This window comes from Roseateles sp. PN1, from assembly GCF_038419725.1.
GTDB lineage: Bacteria > Pseudomonadota > Gammaproteobacteria > Burkholderiales > Burkholderiaceae_C > Paucibacter_A.
The window spans coordinates 606,302-624,744 of sequence record NZ_JBCARA010000001.1; the positions used below are offsets into that span (position 1 = coordinate 606,302).

Here is an 18,443-nt window from a genome sequence, read left to right on the forward strand (position 1 = left end):
GACGAATCAACCCGATTATTCGTCGAACTCATGCTTTCTTTCGTCCGGACTCATCCCTAGACTGCGGCGAAACAAGCCTTAGGCCCATCCACCTCAATCCTCAGGAGATCCCCATGAAAGTCGCTCTGCTCGGCGCCGGACACATCGGCCAAACCATCGCCCGCCTGCTTCACGCCAGTGGTGACTACCAAGTGACGGTGATCGACAAGAACGCCCAAGCCCTGGCCAAGCTGCAAGCCGAGGGCATTGCCACCCGGGCGGTGGACACCGAGGACAAGGTGGCGCTGGCCGTGGCTTTGCGGGGCCAGGAGACGGTGGTCAATGCCTTGCCCTACCACCTGGCCATCACCGCCGCCCATCTGGCGCTCGAAGCGGGCTGCCATTACTTCGACCTGACCGAGGACGTGGCGGCCACCAAGGAAATCAAGCGCATTGCCGAAGGCGCCCGCACCGCCTTCATGCCGCAGTGCGGCCTAGCGCCCGGTTTCATCGGCATCGTTGCCCATCATCTGGCCAAGAGTTTCGACACGCTGCAGGATGTGAAGATGCGCGTCGGCGCGCTGCCGGCCTTCCCGACCAATGCGCTGAAGTACAACCTAACGTGGAGTGTGGACGGGCTGATCAACGAGTACTGCCACCCTTGTGAGTCCATCCACGACGGCGAGCTGATTGCCGCGCTGCCGCTTGAAGGCCTGGAGCATTTCTCCCTCGACGGTACCGAGTACGAAGCCTTCAACACCTCGGGCGGCCTGGGTACTTTGTGCGAGACCCTGCAAGGGCGGGTGCGCAACCTCGACTACAAAACCGTGCGCTACCCCGGCCACCGCGATTTGATGCAAATGCTGCTGGATGACCTGCAGCTCAAGAACGATCAGGAGACGCTGAAGAACATCATGCGCAAGAGCATGCCCGCCACCATGCAAGACGTGGTGCTGGTCTTCGTGACGGTGTCGGGCATGCGTGGCGGCGCCCTGGTGCAAGAGGTGTTTGCGCGCAAGATCTTTGCCGAGCGGGATGGCGCCGCGCCCCTGTCCGCGATTCAGATCACCACGGCCGCCGGCATCTGCGCGGCGGTGGACTTGTTCCGCGAGGGCAAATTGCCCGCCTCAGGCTTTATCCGCCAAGAGCAGGTGGCGTTGCCCGATTTCCTGGCCAACCGCTTCGGCAAGGCCTATCAGCAGTCGCGTCAGGTCGAGTCGATTGGCTGATCGTTCGATTGATTGCTTGGGCTGAACCCGGCGGCAGAAAAAACCTGAGAATCCCCTCATGAACGAAATCAAAACCCTTCTGAATTCCCTTGGCCTGGCCGACAGCGCCTTCACCGGCGGCACGCTGGCCGTGCGCTCACCCATCGATGGCGCGGCCATCGGTGCGGTGCATGAGGCCTCGGCCGACGAGATGCGCGCAGCCGTGGCGCGTGCCCACAGCGCCTTTTTGGCCTGGCGCGTGGTGCCGGCGCCGCGCCGTGGCGAGCTGGTGCGCTTGTTCGGCGAGGAGCTGCGCTTGCACAAAGCGGCCCTGGCCCGCCTGGTGTCGCTGGAGGCCGGCAAGGTCACCAGCGAGGGCGAGGGCGAGGTGCAGGAGATGATCGACATCTGCGACTTCGCCGTTGGCCTGTCGCGCCAGCTGCACGGCCTGACCATCGCCTCCGAGCGCCCCGGCCACCGCATGATGGAGCAATGGCTGCCGCTGGGCGTGGTGGGCATCATCTCGGCCTTCAACTTCCCCGTGGCCGTGTGGGCCTGGAATTCGGCCCTGGCCCTGGTGTGCGGCAATGCCTGCGTGTGGAAGCCCTCGGAGAAAACGCCATTGACGGCCTTGGTTACGCAAGCCTTGTTCGACAAGGCCTTGGCTCGTTTTGACGGCGCGCCGGCGCATTTGTCCCAGGTGCTCAATGGCGGCGCTGCCGTGGGCGAGGCCCTGGTGGACGATTCCCATGTGGCCCTGGTGTCGGCCACCGGCTCGACCCGCATGGGCCGCGCGGTCGGCCCCAAGGTGGCGGCGCGCTTTGGCCGCTGCTTGCTGGAGCTGGGCGGCAATAACGCCATCATCGTCAGCCCTTCGGCCGACCTGGAGCTGGCGGTGCGCGGCATTCTGTTCGGCGCTTACGGCACGGCCGGTCAGCGTTGCACCACCACCCGCCGCGTCATCATTCACGCCAGCATTCACGACGAGCTGGTGGCGCGCCTGGACCGTGCGCGCGCCACGTTGGCGATTGGCAGCCCGCTGGAAGCAGGCAATCTGATCGGCCCACTGATCGACCAAGCTGCCTTCGATGCGATGCAAAAGGCGCTGGCTCAGGCGCGCGAGCAGGGCGGTGTGGTCAGCGGTGGTGAACGCGCCCTGGCCGATGTTTATCCGCAGGCTTGGTATGCCACGCCGGCCTTGGTGCGCATGCCCGCGCAAACGGCCGTGGTCAAGCACGAGACCTTCGCGCCCATCCTCTACACCCTCAAGTACGAGACGCTGGACCAAGCCATCGCGCTGCAGAACGAGGTGCCGCAAGGCTTGTCCTCTGCCATCTTCACCAATGACTTGCGCGAGGCGGAACTCTTCCTCTCGGCCAGCGGTTCGGACTGCGGCATTGCCAACGTCAATATCGGCACCTCGGGCGCCGAGATCGGCGGCGCATTCGGTGGTGAAAAAGAAACCGGCGGCGGCCGCGAATCGGGCTCCGATGCCTGGCGCGCCTATATGCGCCGCGCCACCAATACGATCAATTACTCCGGCGCGCTGCCCCTGGCCCAAGGCGTTAAATTCGACTTCTGAGATAGAAAAGTTAGAAAGTCTTGCCAAGACCAAAAAATTAATGCTATAGTTCGGCCTCTTCGCTGCAGACAACAAGTCAGCAGCAATGAAGAAAAGCCCAGGTGGCGGAATTGGTAGACGCACTAGTTTCAGGTACTAGCGGGTAACTCCGTGGAGGTTCGAGTCCTCTCCTGGGCACCAAACAATGAGGGCCAGCACGCAAGTGCTGGCCCTTTGCGTTTTTCCGAAACTGTTTATGCAAACGGTTTGTGTGAACGCGTTATGCAAACGGGTTTATGCAATCAGTTTGTGCGTACGCGTCGTGGGGGTCAGGTCTTGCCGTCTTCCCGCAGCATGCGCTCAAACGCTTCGGCGGATACCGGGCGCGAAATCAAATAGCCCTGCACAAAGTCGCAACCCGCTGCGCGCAGCAGCTCGCGCTGTTCGACCGTTTCCACGCCCTCGGCCACCACTTGCATGTCCAGCGCCTGGGCCATCGTGATGATGGCTTTGCACAAGGCCAGGTTCTTGCTGCCGGGCCGCAGATCTTGCACAAAGCTGCGGTCGATCTTGAGCACATCGATGGCCAGGCTTTGCAGATAAGACAGGGAGCTGAAGCCAGTGCCGAAGTCGTCCAGCGAAATCTGCATGCCGGCCATGCGCAGCGCGCTCAGGCGCTCGGTGACGGCTGAATCGGCTTCCAGCAGCAGGCCCTCGGTGATTTCGACAGCCAGGGCCTGGCCGGGTAGGCCCAGTTCGCGCAGGCGGGCAGGCCAATCCGGCGCGGTGGCGTAGCTTCTGCCTGCCTCGCCGGCTACGCCAGTCTCACGCGCATTGGCGATGCGGAACTGCACTGGCGACTTGTTCAGGCAAAGCTGCAGATGCGGCGCAATGCTCTCGCGCCAGCGTTTGGCCTGCGCGGCCACTTGCTCGAATACCCAATCTCCAATTTCGATGATCAGGCCGCTGGCCTCGGCCAGTGGCACAAACTCTGCCGGCCCCAGCAGGCCGCGTGTCGGGTGCTGCCAGCGCAGCAGGGCTTCGGCCTTGCAGATGCGGCCGTCGCTGAGGCGGATGATGGGTTGGTAGACCAGGCTGAACTGCTGGCCGGCCATGGCGTCGTGCAAATCGTTGCTGAGCCGCGCGCGCGCCAGGGCGGCGGCTTGCAGTTCGGGCGTGAAGCGGCGCTGGCAGTTGCGGCCTGCGCCCTTGGCGAGGTAGAGCGCCTGATCGGCATGTTTGAACAGCGTTTCGGCCTGTTCGCCATCGCTCGGGTAAAGGCTCAGGCCGATGCTGGCCGAGACAAATACCCGCTCGCCTTGCAGCTCGAAGGAGGTGGACAAGCTTTGCAGGATTTGCTGCGCCAAGGCCTCCGCTTGCGCGGGCGCGCTGACGTCTTCCAGCAGCACCGTGAACTCGTCGCCGCCCATGCGTGCCACGGTGCTGGGCCTGCCATCGCAGGCCTGCCGGATGCGCCCCGCGGCCTGTATCAGCAAGAGGTCGCCCATGGCATGGCCCAGCATGTCATTGACTTCTTTGAACTGGTCGAGGTCGATGAAGAGCACGGCCACCGACAGGCCACTGCGCTGAGCGCGCAGCTTGGCTTGCTCCAGCCGGTCGCGCAGCAGGCTGCGATTGGGCAGGCCGGTCAGGGCATCAAAGTGCGCTTGCTGCCAGATCAGGGCATCGTTCGAGCGGCGTGTGGTGATGTCGGTGTGGGTGCCCACCATGCGCAGGGGGCGGCCGTCTTCGTCGCGGCTGATCACCATGCCGCGGCTGAGAATCCATTTCCAGCTGCCGTCCTTGCACAGCACGCGGTGCTCATTGCTGTAGAGCGGTGCAGCGCCGCTGAAATGGGCTTCGCGGTCGGCGGTCATTTGCGCCACATCGTCCGGGTGGGTGCGGGCGTCGAACTCGGCCGGGCTGGGCTGGATCTCGTCTTCGCCATAGCCGTACATCTGCAGATAGCGCGGCGAGTAAGTCTCCACGCCGGTCTGCACATACCAGTCCCACACACCGTCGCCATTGCTCTCGAGGGCCAGCTTCCACAAATCGTCGGACTCGCGCAGTCGGGTCTCGGCGTTTTTGCGTTCGTTGATGTCGGTGTGGCTGCCCAGCCAGCGACCGTCGGGCAGGGCCCGGGCTTGCGCCAGTTGCCAGCGCAGGCTGCCGTCTGCCGCGCGCAGGCGGTAGTCCATCACCCATTCGCCGCTGTTCTGTGCGGCGGCCCAGCGCTTCTCGAACTCGGCCCGCTCATCGGGCAGCAGTAGCTCGGGCCAGCGCAAGCGCTGCAACTCGGTTTGATCGAGGCCCAGATAGCTCAGCAAATGAGGGTTGCCGAACAGGGGGCGCAAGTCGGCGTCCATGAGCCAGACCTGATGGGCCGCGAATTGCAGCCAGGCTTGGTCGGATAGTTCCGCGTGCATGCTCATGTATGACGTTGGCTGATTTAGCTTGAACTCATGCGCAAGGTGGGCCCGGGATAGGCTGGACTAGGCGCCACCATGCTAACGCGATTGCCAAACGGCCTATCAAAAAATGCATGCCGGCCAAAGGTAATTCATCACGCCGCGCAGGCCGCCGGGCGGAGTGGTGGTCGTGAGCATCTATGATGGCTAGGCGCATCGGCGCGATTCGCGCGAGGTGGGTCATGCCGATTCAGCGAAAATAGCGTCGCCCGAGCTTGTCGGGCTTCAATGAGAGATGAGAAAGAGCCTGGAATGAATAAGACCGAACTGATTGAACACCTGGCAGCCAAGCACTCGCTGACCAAGGCCGAAGCCGGCCGTATCCTGGAAACCCTGCTGGACGCCGTGGTCACCACCGTCAAAAAGGGCGGCGCCGTGTCGATTCCCGGCTTTGGCTCGTTCAAGCAGCACGCACGTGCCGCCCGCACTGGCGTGAACCCCAGTACCGGCGACAAGATCAAGATCGCCGCAGCCAAGCTGCCTAAGTTCACGCCTGGCGCTGGCTTCAAGGCCGCCGTGGACCCCAAGGCTGCCGCTCGCAAGGCCGCCAAGGCTGCTGAAACAGCCGCCAAGACTGCGGCCAAGCCCGCTGCCAAGAAGGCCAAGAAGTAATTTGGACTTTGACCCGGCGGGCCTGAGCCCTAGGCAAAGCTTGCTGGGAAAGTAAAAGAAAAGGCGCTCTTTGGAGCGCCTTTTTTTGTTTAGTTGCGCCCGGTTTCGGCGCGCCAGCAAGTGCCGTCTTCTTCGCTGCAGAAGGAGGCCAGCAGGGCGGTGTCCAGCGCTTGGCCCGGCAGGGGCAGCTCCTCGTTGGGCCAGCGCTTGACCAGATGGCCGTTGGCCACGCCGCCGGCGTGCAGTTCTTGGTAGGCGCGGCGGTGCTGCATGGTCACGCCGGCATTGGCATTGCTGACGATGCGGCTTTCACCCAGCTGCCAGGGTTCGAAATAGGCATCGGCCAATTGATCGACCTGGCGGAAGTAGGCGCGCGCGCCCTCGGCATCGAGCTTGCGGCGCACGGTGCGGGTGATCTGGCCTTGCAGCTGATCCAGCGCTTGATAGCTCATGCCCTGCACCGCAGCACCGGACAGATCCTGTCCTTGCAGCAGCGGCTGCAGCGCCGGCGCGGCGGCCAGCTCCGCAGGCAGGGCCTGCACCATGGCCGCCACCACGGCGTGATGCGGGGCTACGGCCGTGGCAATCGAGCGGGTCTGCGGCTGGTAAGGGCAGCGGATCTCGACAAAGCGCGGCTTGGTCGGGCCGGAGCAGCCATCGTGGTGGTAGTACTCGCCCTGGCTCAGCCGGCCCTTGCTGGAGCGGCCGCGCACATCGCGGTAGCTCTCGTGCTGGCTGTCCAGATTCAGGCAGACCACTAGGCCGGTGGCATCGGCCAGCTGGAAAAAGGGCTCGCGCCATTCGGGCTGCAGCAAGATGTCGTGCAGATAGTCGCTGGGCACGATCGCGGCGCCGGGCTCACTGGGCTGCTCGCCCTCAATCACCAGCACAAAGGGTTTGGGCCGGCGCACGCGCCAAAGGCGGCCGGCGAAGTCGAGGGTGCTGGAAGTGGGCATGGGCAGGGGGAAAAGTGGATGTCGCGCGGCAACTGCAGGCTGCCGCGAGCCCTCGATTTTAGTGGGCGGCTGCGCCTCAGCCCGCCCGCCGCCACTCGCCCGGCGTGGCGCCCAAATCTGCCTTGAGGCTGCGGCTCAGGTGGCTGGCGCTGGCGTAGCCGCAGTCAGCAGCCACCTGGGCCAGGCTGAGCACGGGGCGGCGCTGCTGCAGCAGGGTGCGGGCGCGGGCGGCGCGCCGCTGGCTGATCCAGCCATGGGGGCTGCAGCCCAGGCTGTTGCGGAACATGCGCGCGAAATGGAACTCCGACAGATTGGCCAAGGCCGCCAGCGCGGCCAGGCTCAGGCCCTCGCTCAGGCCCGCTTCCAACTGGGCCTCGATGGTCGCCAGCACGCGGCGCCGTGCCGCCGGCGCGAGGCCGCCCTTGGCCAGTTGCAGGGCGCGGTCGCGCGCATGTGGCCGCGCGGCCAGCAGCACCAAGCGGTCCAGCACGGCCTCGCTGAGCTGGTGCGCTTGCAGGCGCTGCACGGTGTTGTTCCAGTCCAGGCCTGCGACTTGCTGCGCCCAGCCGGCCAGCACCGGGTCTTGGCCGAAGATGCGCGGCGCCAGGGTGTAGGCGCGCGGCTCGGCATCCAGCAGCTGCACGATGCGCTGGGCCCAGGCGCCGTCAGACAAATAAAGGTGCACAAAGCGCAGGTCGCCCGCAATCTGCCATTGCGATTCATGATCGGCCGGCAAGACGCAAAAGCTGCCGGGCTGGCCGTGCGCTGCGTCCTGTGAGCTGCGTTCGCCCAGCACGCGCACATCTTGCCCGCCTTGCAGATAGACCGACAAGGTGTGGTGCCCGGGCCGGCTGTAGCCGGTGCGGTCTTCGCGGTTATGCCACTGGGCCAGGCGCAGGGAATTGCCCAGCTCGGCTTGGCGCTCCAGGCGCGCGCGCGACTGGCTCAGCACCGCAAACACATGGGACTGTGGCGCAGTGTCGGTGGCGCTGCTAGGTGCAAGCGTGGCATTGGTAGGCATGCCGTGATTTTCGGTTGCATCGGCGCGCCGCGCCCGCGCCCGCGCGCAAAAAGCGCAGGAATGTGCAATGCCAGCCCGCCCAGGGACTGCATGCTCAGGCCTCGCTTTTGAGGAGTTTGCTTTGAATGCAGCTTTGTACGTCCTGGTGGTGTTGATCTGGGGCACGACCTGGATCGCCCTGAAGTGGCAGCTGGGCGTGGTGCCCATCCCCATGTCCATTGCCTACCGCTTCGGGCTGGCGGCGCTAATCCTGTTCGCCTGGCTGGCCTGGCGTGGCCAGCTGCAGCGGCCGCGTGGCCGTGCCGCGCTATGGGTGCTGGGTCAGGCCCTGTGCCTGTTCTGCTTCAACTTCGTTTGCTTCCTCAAGGCCAGTGCCTTGATTCAAAGCGGCTTGGTCGCCGTAGTTTTTTCCAGCGCCACGCTTTGGAATGCGCTGCTGGCGCGTCTGGTGCATGGCCGCAAGCTGGCGCCTCAAGTGCTGGCCGGCGGCGCGCTGGGCCTGGGCGGCTTGCTGCTGCTGTTCTGGCCCGAGATCAGCGCCCATGGCGCCAGCGCCAGTACTTTGCAAGGCCTGGCCTGGGCGCTGGGCGGCACGCTGTGCTTTTCCACTGGCAACCTGCTCTCGGCCGCCCTGCAGCGCCAAGGCTGGAAGCCCGCGCAGACCAATGCCTGGGGCATGTTGACCGGCACCCTGCTGCTGCTGAGCTATTGCCTGCTGCAAGGCCTGCCCTTCACCTTTGAGCCGGGCTGGCGCTATGCCAGCGCGCTGCTCTATTTGGCGATCCCCGGCTCGGTGATTGGCTTCACCGCCTACCTGACCCTGGTCGGCCGCCTGGGGCCGGAGCGCGCGGCCTACAGCACCGTGCTGTTCCCGGTTGTGGCACTCAATGCCTCTGCCCTGTTTGAGGGCTATCGCTGGACTCTGCCGGCCGTGCTGGGCCTGGCCTGTGTGATGGCGGGCAATGTGCTGGTGTTCCGCAACAAGCCGCTGCGCGGGTGGTGGCGCAGGCCGTCAGAAGAAGGGCGCGCCACGGCTTAGCGCTTATCGGCAAATACGCAGTGCTGCGCCCTCAGCGCGGCAACTCTGCGCGAGTTAGCGCTCAAAAGCGCGCGGTGAAATGCTCCACCTTGGGTGGCTCGGCAAAGAAGGGCCCAACGATGGCGCGCCAGGCCGGGAACAGCGGCCCGCCCCGAAAGCCTTCGGTGTGGTCTTCCAGCGTGGCCCATTGAATTTGCAGCACATAGCGCTCGGGCGACTCGATGCCCTGGTGCACCTGCGCTTTGATAAAACCCTTGGCCTTGGACGCCACGGTGTTCAAGCCCAACTCAATCGCCGCCTCAAAAGCCGCTTGCTGGCCGGGGTGGATGCGGATGTCGGCAATTTCCAAAATCATGATGTGCTGCTCGCGGTGGAGTGAGGGTGAAAGAAATCGGGCGGCTGCCCCTGGGTGATTCGTGTTGATTCTAGGAGCCGGGGCCGAGCTGGGCCGGCCCTGGACTTGTAGGCAAGGAAGAAGCCGTCCGAGAAAGATATCGCTAAATCGCGACGTACCATGTGCTTGCCGAGCCTTGCCGGCCGGCGCCGCCTTCAGCGGAACTGTGATGGGGCATGGATAGCGTCGATGAAACCAACTTCGCTGATTGATCAATCAAACACTTGCCGCCGGCTTTTAGGCTTGGATTGGTCTGTACGCTTCGGGCATAGCTGGCAATGTTTGTCGCCGCAGAGCACGTCAGGATTTGCAAAACACACCATGCGCAGCACCGCCCAACTCCTCGCTCTTGTGACGCTCGCTGTAGCCTGCGCCAGCCCCATCAGAGCCGCCGAGTCCTCGCCCGAAGCGATGTTCAAGCGTTTGAGCGCGCTCAGTGAGAGCGGCAATGCCGACGTCAAGTACAACCTCGGCATGTTTCTCAATAACGGTATTGGGACCCAACGAGACAACAAAGCCGCGTTCCGCTACTTCTCCGAGGCGGCGGACGCCGGAAGCGTGCTGGCCTCGTACAAGGTTGGCTGCTATTACGTGGGGCAGTTCCCCGATGTCGTTCCTCTAGACGAACAGGCCGCGCTGAAGTTCAAACTTCAGGCTGCCGAAGCCGGATATGACCTCGCCCAGCTCGACGTTGCCATCCACTTTGGCAAGAAGGGCGACATTGCCGGCGCATTGACGTGGTGGGAGAAGGCGTCTCGTCAGGCCAATATGCCCGCCACCGCCTACTTGGCCAGTTATCTGACGCGCCCCGATTCGACGCACAAGGCAAAGGGTCTGGCCTTGATGCTCATCTTGAAGGAGCGGATGCCGAACACGAGCAAGGAGCTGTCGGACCGACTCGCCGCCTTACAAGCCGAGCTAACTGACGAGCAAAAGCAGGAAGCTGCCAATATCCGCGCCTCATGGTTGACTGGGCCGACGCCAGTCACCGTTTCGGCGCAGGCCGGAATGTCCGCAGTGCCAGCCTTGCTCGGCGCCATCGAAAAATAGAGCGGGGCGCAAACATCGCGCTAGCCCCCCCGGCAAATGCCGTCGCGCGCCGCGAGGCGAAAAAGCCAAGGCATAGCCCCGCAGTGGCCTTGCCTCGCGGCGATTGGCGCCAGCGCCGCCACCCGCACCGCCGTCCCCTTGGCGCCGGAATTCTTGCCGCTTGGATCGAGGGCGCTGCCGTCAGCACATCGGCGGCGGCTTCTTGCAGGCACAGCCCGACTATCGGGGTTGAGTTGAAGCGCATTCACCGAAGCGCCAGTGCGGGTGCCCCGTTGACCCGAGCGGCTCGTTTTTCTGGTGCCCCCCTAGATGAGCGGTGTGATCGCGCCTAGGCATGGGCCTTTCGGACTATCGGCGTCATGCCGTCGACTTGCGCGGCAGGCACATTCCTGCCAGCGGTCGCGTTGCGGCCTCACTTCCCACGACATTCACCGATTCAGTCAGGAGCCAGGCATGAAGGGCATCAAGCACCCCCGCAATGACGAGACGATCAACCCGTCCGGCAACGCATCCATTTACGACATCATCGACGGCATCGACAGCAGCCGCCGCACCTTTATCAAGGGCTCGGTCGGTACGACCGCTCTGGCCGCTGCTGGTGGCCTGACCCTGTCGGGTCTGGTGAACACCGTGCAAGCCGGCCCTGTGCCTGCGGGCCTGGGCTTCCCCGGCATTGGCTTTGAAAGCGTGCCTGCCAGCGTGTCCATCACCTCGGCGCCTGCAGCCGCTGCTGTGGCCGACAAGATCACCGTGCCCGCCGGCTACACCGCTGAGCTGTTTGTGGCTTGGGGCGATGCGATCATGCCCGGTGGCGTGCCCTTCGCCTCCGACGCCAGCAACACCGCCGCTGAGCAGGCCAAGCAATTCGGCGCTCACAACGACGGCATGGCCTTCTTCCCCTTCACCGGCGCTGACGGCAAGCCCACCTCGGACCGTGGCATTCTGGCCATCAACAACGAGTACACGCCTGAAGAAATCTTGACCACTGCCGGTGTTGCAGGTGCCAACCTCGCTGCGGTGCGCAAGTCGCAAGCCGCCCATGGCGTGTCCATCCTCGAAGCCCGCCGCCGCAACGGCAAGTGGGCCGTGGTCAAGAACTCGCCCTATGGCCGCCGCCTGACCGCCAACACCAAGACCCGCATCTCCGGCCCGGCCGCCGGCCATGCCTTGATGAAGGCCAATGAATACACCATCAACGAGAACGGCAGCTTCGCCACCGGCAAGCAGACCGATGGCTTCACCGCCTACGGCACCATCAACAATTGCGCCAACGGTGTGACGCCCTGGGGCACTTACCTGACTTGCGAAGAGAACTTCAACGGCAACTTCGGTGCCAATGCCGCAGTGCCTGCGCCGACTTCCGGCGAAGTCGGCAAGATGTTCAACCGTTACGGCCTGACCAAGGACGGCTTCAACTACAAGTGGCACACCCAAGACCCGCGCTTTGACCTGAATGGCAACCCCAACGAAGCCAATTTGTTTGGCTGGGTGGTGGAAGTGGACCCCTACGATCCGAAGAGCGTGCCGGTCAAGCGCACCGCCCTGGGCCGCATCAAGCACGAAAGCGCCCAGTATGTGGTGGACAAGGACGGTCATCTGGCCGTCTATATGGGCGACGACGAGCGCAACGAGTACATCTACAAATTCGTCAGCGCCGGCAAGTACAACCCGGCCAACCGCGCCGCCAACCGTGAGTTGCTGGACGCCGGCACCTTGTACGTCGCCAAGTTCGCCTCGGACCTGAGCGGTCAGTGGATCGCCTTGGTGCCCGGCACCATCGGCGTGGACGGCAAGGCCTTGCGTGACAACGCGAACTTTGCCGGCGCCGATGACGCTGAAGTGCAGGCCAAGATCCTGATCAAGACCCGTATGGCCGCCGACGCCGTCGGCGCCACCATGATGGACCGCCCCGAGTGGACCGGTGCCCGCCCACGCATTGGCGGCTTCAGCAAGATCGAGGTCTATTGCACGCTGACCAATAACAACCGCCGCGGCAGCAGCGCCACGCCTTCGTCGAACAAGGCTGATGGTTCCACCACGGCCGCCTCGGCCCGCCCTGCCGTCGACGCCGCCAACCCGCGCGAAGACAATATCTACGGCCATATCATCCGTTGGCAAGAAGATGCCGACACCGTCAAGGCCACCAGCTTCACTTGGAACCTGTTCCTGCAAGCCGGCGACACCAAGACCACCAAGGCGCCTAAGCCCACCAATAACTACAAGGGCAATATCGCGGCCGACCCCTTCGGCAGCGCCGACTTCGGCGCACCGGACGGCCTGTGGTTCGACCACTTCGGCCGCCTGTGGGTGCAAACCGACCAGATCGGTGATGCTTCTGGCGACTGGAAGAACATCGGTGCCAACTGCATGGTCTGCGCCGACCCCAATACCGGCATGGCCCGTCGCTTCCTGACCGGCCCGAACGGCTGCGAAGTGACTGGCATCGCCATGAGCCCGGACGGCAAGACCATGTGGGTGGGCGTGCAGCATCCTGGCGAAGACGCCAGCCCAAGCAATCCGGAGATGAAGTCGCGCTGGCCTGCAAACCAGTGGGGCGTGGAGTCTGACGGTGTCACCTCGGTGCCGTTTGGCCGCCCACGTTCGAGCGTGGTGGTGATCACCAAGGACGACGGCGGCATCATCGGCAGCTGAGTCTTGACTTCATAGCAAACACGAAACAACAGGACTAAATATTCATGAACAAGCAAATTTTTGCAGCCCTGGGTTTGGCCGTGGCCGCTTTGGCACCTGCTCAGGCTGCCTTGGTGACCGACGCCTCCGCCTTGACCCTGTCTACGGCCTTGGTGGATTTCGAGAACTTTGACGGTCTGCTGACCACCGGCCCCGTGGCCGTGGCCCCCGGCGTGATCTTCACCGGCGATGTGGGTTCCGAGCTCGGCGCCAACAACCGTGTCCTGGGCGAGAACGGCATGTGGGGCGCGAACGGCGCTTTCGCTGCGGGCGCGGGCATTGGTGAGTTGCGCTTCAGCTTTGCGGCCTTGACCGCCGGCGTTGGCGCCTTCGTCAATCATTACGCCATTGCCAGCTTCCCGCTGAATATGGTGGTGTCGGTCTATGGTGACAACAACCAGATCATCGAAACCCATAACTTCAGCGTTGTGACCGATCCGGACGGCTACAACGAAGGCCAGTTCTTGGGCATCAGCCGCGCCAGCGCCGACATCCGCTCGATCTCCTTCAAGGGTGTCGGTGTGGTGGTCGACAACCTCCAGTTCACCACCGCTGTTCCCGAGCCGCAAAGCTACGCCCTGATGGCGCTGGGCTTGGGTCTGCTGGCCGCAGTGGCGAAGCGCCGCCGCGCTTGAACACGAGCAGGCGCGCTTGAGGGCGTGCCTGGCTGATGGCAGGATGAAAAGAAAAGGCCCGTGCGACAGCGTCGCGCGGGCCTTTCGTTTTGCTGGCTGTAAGGCCTGAACCTGGCGCCATCACAGCGCCGGCCTGCCTGGCTATTGCGCCAGCGCCTCCACCCGCACCGCCGTCACCTTGAAGCCGGGGATCTTGCCGGCGGGGTCCAGCGCGCTGCCGGTCAGCACATTGGCGGCGGCTTCCCAGTAGCAGAAGGGCAGAAAGAGCTGGCCCAGCCTAACTTCGGGGCTGAGCTGCACTTGGGCTTGCAGGCTGCCGTGGCGTGAGCTCATGCGCACGACCTGACCCTCGTCCAAGTACAGCGCGGCGGCGTCTTCTGGGTGCATGCTGATGAGCGGCGTGGGGGACAAGGCCTCCAGCGCGCTGGCGCGGCGCGTCATCGCGCCGGTGTGCCAATGCTCCAGCACGCGGCCGGTGGACAGCACCAGGGGGTAGTCGCGATCGGGTTGTTCGGGGCCTGGCATGAAGCGGGCAGGCACGAGTTGGGCGCGGCCGTCGGCGGTGGGGAAGTGGTCGGTGAAGACCACCGCTTGGCCGGGTTCGTCTTCATGCGGCGCGGGGGTCACCACCGCTTCTTCACGTTTGAGGCGCGCCCAGCTCACACCGGCCAGCGGCGCCATCAGCGTGCGCATTTCTTCGAACACGCGGGCCACCGGTGCTTCGCTCGCCAACTGGCCTGCGCCGTCGTCAGCCTGCCAGTACTGCCAGGGCAGGCCGATGCGGCGGCCGAGTTGCTCGATGATCCAGAGGTCTTGGCGGGCCGCGCCGGGCGGCGTGAGCGCCGGGCGGCCGAGCTGGATCAAGCGGTCGGTGTTGGTGTAGCTGCCCCATTTCTCGGGGTGGGCCGAGGCGGGCAAGATCACATCGGCCAGCAAAGCGGTTTCGGTGGCGAAGATGTCTTGCACCACCAGATGATCAAGCTTGGCCAGGGCGGCGCGGGCGTGGTCCAGGTCGGGGTCAGACATCGCCGGGTTTTCGCCCTCCACGAACATGGCTTTGATGCGGCCCTCAAAGGCGGCGTGAATAATCTCCACCACCGTCATGCCGGGCTGGGCGCCCATGGCTTCGCTCATGCCCCAGAGGGCTTCGAACTGCTGGCGCAGCTCGGTGTGGATGACGCGCTGGTAATTGGGCAGCATCATCGGGATCAGGCCAGCGTCCGAGGCGCCTTGCACATTGTTCTGGCCGCGCAGCGGGTGCAGGCCGGTGCCGGCGCGGCCGATCTGGCCGGTGATCATGGCCAGCGCGATCAGGCAGCGCGCGTTGTCGGTGCCGTGCACATGCTGGCTGATGCCCATGCCCCAGAAAATCATCGACGCCTTGGACGTGGCATACAGCCGCGCCACGGTGCGCAGCTCTTGCGGCGCAATGCCGCAGAGCTCGCTCATGCGCTCGGGCGTGCAGTCGGCCACCGAGGCTTTCAAAGCCTCATAACCATTCACTCGCGCGGCAATGAAGTCGGGGTCGGTCAGGCCTTCCTCGATGATGATGTGCAGCAAGGCGTTGAGCAGGGCCACATCGCTGTCGGGCCGGAAGGCCAGATGGTGTTTGGCGAATCGGGCCATGGGCGCGCGGCGCGGGTCGGCCACGATCAGGGTGGCGCCGCGCTTGACCGCGTTCTTGATGAAGCTGGCCGCCACCGGGTGGTTGCTGCTGGGGTTGGCGCCGATCAGAAAAATCAGGTCGGCGTATTGCGCGTCCGACACCGGGTTGCTGACCGAGCCCGAGCCCAGGCCTTCCAGCAAGGCCGCGACCGAGCTGGCGTGGCACAGCCGCGTGCAGTGGTCGACGTTGTGGGTGCCAAAGCCCTGGCGGATCAGCTTCTGGAACAAATAGGCTTCTTCATTGCTGCCCTTGGCCGAGCCGAAGCCGGCCAGCGGGCTTTGCGCGCCGTGCGGATGGCTGGCGAGCAGCTTGTTGAAGCCGGCGGCGGCAAGGTCCAGCGCCTCGTCCCAGCTGGCTTCGCGGAACAGCGCGCTCAGCGGCAGGGCGCCGCTGCGCACGCGGGCGATGTCGGCGGGGTCTTTGGTCGCATCGGCGCGGCGGACCAGCGGCGTGCGCAGGCGCTCATCGCTCATCACATAGTCGTAACCGTAGCGGCCTTTGACGCACAGGCGGCCGTGGTTGGCGGGGCCATCGCGGCCGGTGGCCTCCAAGATTTTTTTGCCCTTGACCCGGTAAGTGAGTTGGCAGCCCACGCCGCAGTAGGGGCAGACGGAATCCACCTCGGCATCGGCCAGCTGCAGCGCGGCGCCGTTGGCGGGCGTGAGTGCGCCGGTGGGGCAGGCTTGCACGCATTCGCCGCAGGCCACGCAGCTGCTATTGCCCAGGGTGTCGTCGGCATCGAAGCTGATGCGGGTGCTGGCGCCGGAGCCGGCAATGCCCAGCACATCGTTGACTTGCTCGTCCCGGCAGGCGCGCACGCAGCGCATGCACTGGATGCACGCGTCCAGCTGCACATGGATGGCGGGGTGGGAGTGGTCGGGTGCGGGCTGCTCGCGCGGCGCGAAGCGGGGCTGGCTCACGCTTAAAGCTTCGCACCACTGCGTCAGCTCGGAGCTGCGGCTGTGGGCGGTGGCGGGCGCGTTGGCCAGCAGCAGCTCCAGCACCATCTTCTGGCTGCGCTGCACGCGCTCGTTCTGCAGGCTGACTTGCATGCCTTCGCGCGGCGTGCGGCAGCAGGAGGCGGCCAGCACGCGTTCGCCGGCGATCTCCACCACGCAGGCGCGGCAGTTGCCGGCGGGGGCCAGGCCTTGCGTGTGGCACAGATGCGGGATGCTGATGCCGGCGCGCTGGGCGGCTTGCCAGAGGGTTTCGCCCGGCTGGGCTTGGAGGGCCTGGCCGTCGAGCTGGAAGTTGATGGCGTCAGACATGGCTCTTGAACTCCTGCGGGAAGTAGCGCAGGGCGCAGCGCATGGGGTTGGGGGCGGCTTGGCCGAGGCCGCAGATGGAGGCATCGCTCATCACCTGCGCCAGCTCTTCCAGCAAGGGCGCGTTCCAGTCGGGCGCGCGCATCAGCTGCACGGCGCGCTGCGTGCCTTCGCGGCAGGGTACGCATTGGCCGCAGCTTTCGTGCTCGAAGAATTCCATCGCATTCAAGGCCAGGGCGCGGGCGCCGTCGGCCTGCGAGAACACGATCACTGCCGCTGAGCCGATGAAGCCGCCGTGCGGCTGCAAGGTGTCGAAGTCCAGCGGCTCATCCGCCAGGCTGGCCGGAAAAATGCCGCCCGAGGCGCCGCCGGGGAAGAAGCCGTAAAGCGTGTGGCCGGCTTGCATGCCGCCACCGTACTCTTCCACCAACTCGCGCAGCGAGATGCCGGCCGGGGCCAGATGCACGCCGGGCGTGTTGACCCGGCCCGAGAGCGAGAAGGAACGCAAGCCCTTGCGGCCGCGCCGCCCATGGCCGAGGAACCAGGCCGCGCCTTGCTCAAGAATGTCGCGCACCCAGTAGAGCGTTTCCATATTGTGTTCAAGCGTGGGGCGGTCGAACAAGCCGCACTCGGCCACATAGGGCGGGCGCTGGCGCGGCCAGCCGCGCTTGCCCTCGATGGACTCGATCATGGCCGACTCTTCGCCGCAGATGTAAGCGCCGGCGCCGCGCCGCAAATGAATGGGGGGCAGGTCTTGCCCTTGCTTTTGCGCATGGGCTTGCAGCAGGGCGATTTCGTCGGCCAGCACTTGGCGCAAGGCGTGATACTCGTCGCGCACATAGATGTAGATGGCGGCCACGTCCACGCAATGGGCGGCGATCAGCATGCCTTCCAGAAAGCGATGCGGGTCGCGTTCCAGATAGACCCGGTCTTTGAAGGTACCGGGTTCGCCTTCGTCGATATTGACCGCCAGCAGGCGCGGCGCCGCGTGCGAACGAACCACGCTCCATTTGCGGCCGAGCGGAAAACCCGCGCCACCCAGGCCGCGCAGGCCGGCGGCGCTGAGGGTGTGGATGCAGGCATCCACGTCGCGTTCCCCCTGGCGCAGCTGATCCAGCACGGCGTAGCCACCGCCGGCCAGGTAGTCGGCCAGGCCTTGGTACTGCGGGGCCGGGTCTTGCCAGCCCGACGCTGGGGGCGTTTGCAGCAGGCTCAGCAGGCTTGCGGCATCGGCTTTTTCAACCGGCTGCTGGCCAATCACGGCCACCGGTGCTTTGTCGCAGCGGCCCAAGCATGAGACCTCTTGCACGCGCACACCTTGCTGCTCGGCCAGCAGGGCGCGCATCTCGGCGCTCAAGGCCGCGCTGCCCTGCATGGCACAGCTCAGCGAGGCGCAGATGCGCAGGGTCAAGGGGGCCGGGGCGGTGGCGCCCTCGGCGACGATGTCGAAGTGGTGATAGAAGCTTGCCACCTCATGCACCTCGGCCTGTGACAGGCCCAACTCCGCCGCCAAGGCGGCCAGGATGTCCACGCTCAAATGGCCATGGCGGTCTTGGAACAGGTGCAGGTATTCGATCAGCAAGCTGCGCTCGCGCGGCGCCTCGCCCAAGGTGGCCTGCACCTCGGCCGTGGCGGCAGCGCTGGGCTGGCGCCCGCGCAGGCCACCACCACGGGCAGCGCCGCCGGTCTTGCTGCCCTGCGAACGCTTGGCACTCTCCGAAGGCTTGACGGGCTGCAGCGCAATCACTCGGCGGCCGGGCGGCTGGTGGGGGGGCATGGCGGGTGTCTCCGATTCTTTTCAGGCTTGCATTGTCAAGCGGTTTGCGCAGCACGCCGGGATGCTGAAAGCACTGATTCGACCGATCGGTCGAGACTGCGATACTGCGGCAACAACAAGG

At 65.1% G+C, this 18,443-nt stretch carries 13 protein-coding genes and 1 tRNA gene; 8 read left to right on the top strand and 6 right to left on the bottom strand.

What is annotated here, in order from left to right; genetic code table 11:
- Window positions 1-113: 113 nt before the first annotated feature.
- The 3 genes from AABB87_RS02365 (at window position 114) to AABB87_RS02375 (ending at window position 2,949) form a co-directional block, all read left to right on the top strand.
- The gene (locus AABB87_RS02365) at window positions 114-1,208 is read left to right on the top strand and encodes a saccharopine dehydrogenase family protein (RefSeq protein WP_341969569.1); all 1,095 of its coding nucleotides are present in this window, start codon (window positions 114-116) and stop codon (window positions 1,206-1,208) included.
- Window positions 1,209-1,266: 58 nt separating this feature from the next.
- Window positions 1,267-2,769: an L-piperidine-6-carboxylate dehydrogenase gene (gene amaB, locus AABB87_RS02370; protein ID WP_341969571.1), complete on the top strand. Its 1,503-nt coding sequence runs from the start codon at window positions 1,267-1,269 to the stop codon at window positions 2,767-2,769.
- A 95-nt stretch (window positions 2,770-2,864) separates the two neighbouring features.
- A tRNA-Leu gene (locus tag AABB87_RS02375) sits at window positions 2,865-2,949 on the top strand.
- Between the two features lie 128 nt (window positions 2,950-3,077).
- Here AABB87_RS02375 and AABB87_RS02380 read toward each other — a convergent pair.
- Entirely contained in the window at window positions 3,078-5,180 is a 2,103-nt protein-coding gene (locus AABB87_RS02380; protein WP_341969572.1) for a putative bifunctional diguanylate cyclase/phosphodiesterase, read from the bottom strand.
- Between the two features lie 288 nt (window positions 5,181-5,468).
- Between AABB87_RS02380 and AABB87_RS02385 the strand changes: the two genes are divergently transcribed.
- The gene (locus AABB87_RS02385; RefSeq protein ID WP_058720982.1) at window positions 5,469-5,828 is read left to right on the top strand and encodes an HU family DNA-binding protein; all 360 of its coding nucleotides are present in this window, start codon (window positions 5,469-5,471) and stop codon (window positions 5,826-5,828) included.
- An 89-nt stretch (window positions 5,829-5,917) separates the two neighbouring features.
- On the opposite strand, the gene AABB87_RS02390 is transcribed toward AABB87_RS02385, so the two are convergent.
- Window positions 5,918-6,784: a hypothetical protein gene (locus tag AABB87_RS02390; RefSeq protein ID WP_341969573.1), complete on the bottom strand. Its 867-nt coding sequence runs from the start codon at window positions 6,782-6,784 to the stop codon at window positions 5,918-5,920.
- A gap of 76 nt (window positions 6,785-6,860) precedes the next feature.
- The gene (locus AABB87_RS02395; RefSeq protein WP_341969575.1) at window positions 6,861-7,805 is read right to left on the bottom strand and encodes a helix-turn-helix transcriptional regulator; all 945 of its coding nucleotides are present in this window, start codon (window positions 7,803-7,805) and stop codon (window positions 6,861-6,863) included.
- A 67-nt stretch (window positions 7,806-7,872) separates the two neighbouring features.
- Here AABB87_RS02395 and AABB87_RS02400 point away from each other — a divergent pair, with 67 nt between their 5' ends.
- Window positions 7,873-8,844: a DMT family transporter gene (locus AABB87_RS02400; RefSeq protein ID WP_445944822.1), complete on the top strand. Its 972-nt coding sequence runs from the start codon at window positions 7,873-7,875 to the stop codon at window positions 8,842-8,844.
- Between the two features lie 61 nt (window positions 8,845-8,905).
- On the opposite strand, the gene AABB87_RS02405 is transcribed toward AABB87_RS02400, so the two are convergent.
- A complete protein-coding gene (locus AABB87_RS02405) occupies window positions 8,906-9,199 on the bottom strand; it encodes an antibiotic biosynthesis monooxygenase family protein (protein WP_341969578.1) in 294 nt (97 codons plus the stop codon).
- A gap of 360 nt (window positions 9,200-9,559) precedes the next feature.
- Here AABB87_RS02405 and AABB87_RS02410 point away from each other — a divergent pair, with 360 nt between their 5' ends.
- From AABB87_RS02410 to AABB87_RS02420, 3 genes are all read left to right on the top strand, one after another.
- Complete coding sequence (locus AABB87_RS02410; RefSeq protein WP_341969580.1) at window positions 9,560-10,288, top strand: tetratricopeptide repeat protein; 729 nt, start codon at window positions 9,560-9,562, stop codon at window positions 10,286-10,288.
- Between the two features lie 453 nt (window positions 10,289-10,741).
- Window positions 10,742-12,940 (top strand): PhoX family protein, encoded by a 2,199-nt coding sequence (locus tag AABB87_RS02415; protein ID WP_341969581.1) that lies wholly within the window; start codon window positions 10,742-10,744, stop codon window positions 12,938-12,940.
- A gap of 44 nt (window positions 12,941-12,984) precedes the next feature.
- Window positions 12,985-13,614 (top strand): PEP-CTERM sorting domain-containing protein, encoded by a 630-nt coding sequence (locus AABB87_RS02420; RefSeq protein WP_341969582.1) that lies wholly within the window; start codon window positions 12,985-12,987, stop codon window positions 13,612-13,614.
- 141 nt (window positions 13,615-13,755) lie between these two features.
- Here AABB87_RS02420 and fdhF read toward each other — a convergent pair whose 3' ends face one another.
- Window positions 13,756-16,548, bottom strand: a complete 2,793-nt coding sequence (gene fdhF, locus AABB87_RS02425; RefSeq protein ID WP_341969583.1) for a formate dehydrogenase subunit alpha — start codon at window positions 16,546-16,548, stop codon at window positions 13,756-13,758.
- Complete coding sequence (locus AABB87_RS02430; RefSeq protein ID WP_341969584.1) at window positions 16,541-18,322, bottom strand: NAD(P)H-dependent oxidoreductase subunit E; 1,782 nt, start codon at window positions 18,320-18,322, stop codon at window positions 16,541-16,543. Before AABB87_RS02430 ends, fdhF begins: the two co-directional genes overlap by 8 nt.
- Between the last annotated feature and the right edge of the window lie 121 nt (window positions 18,323-18,443).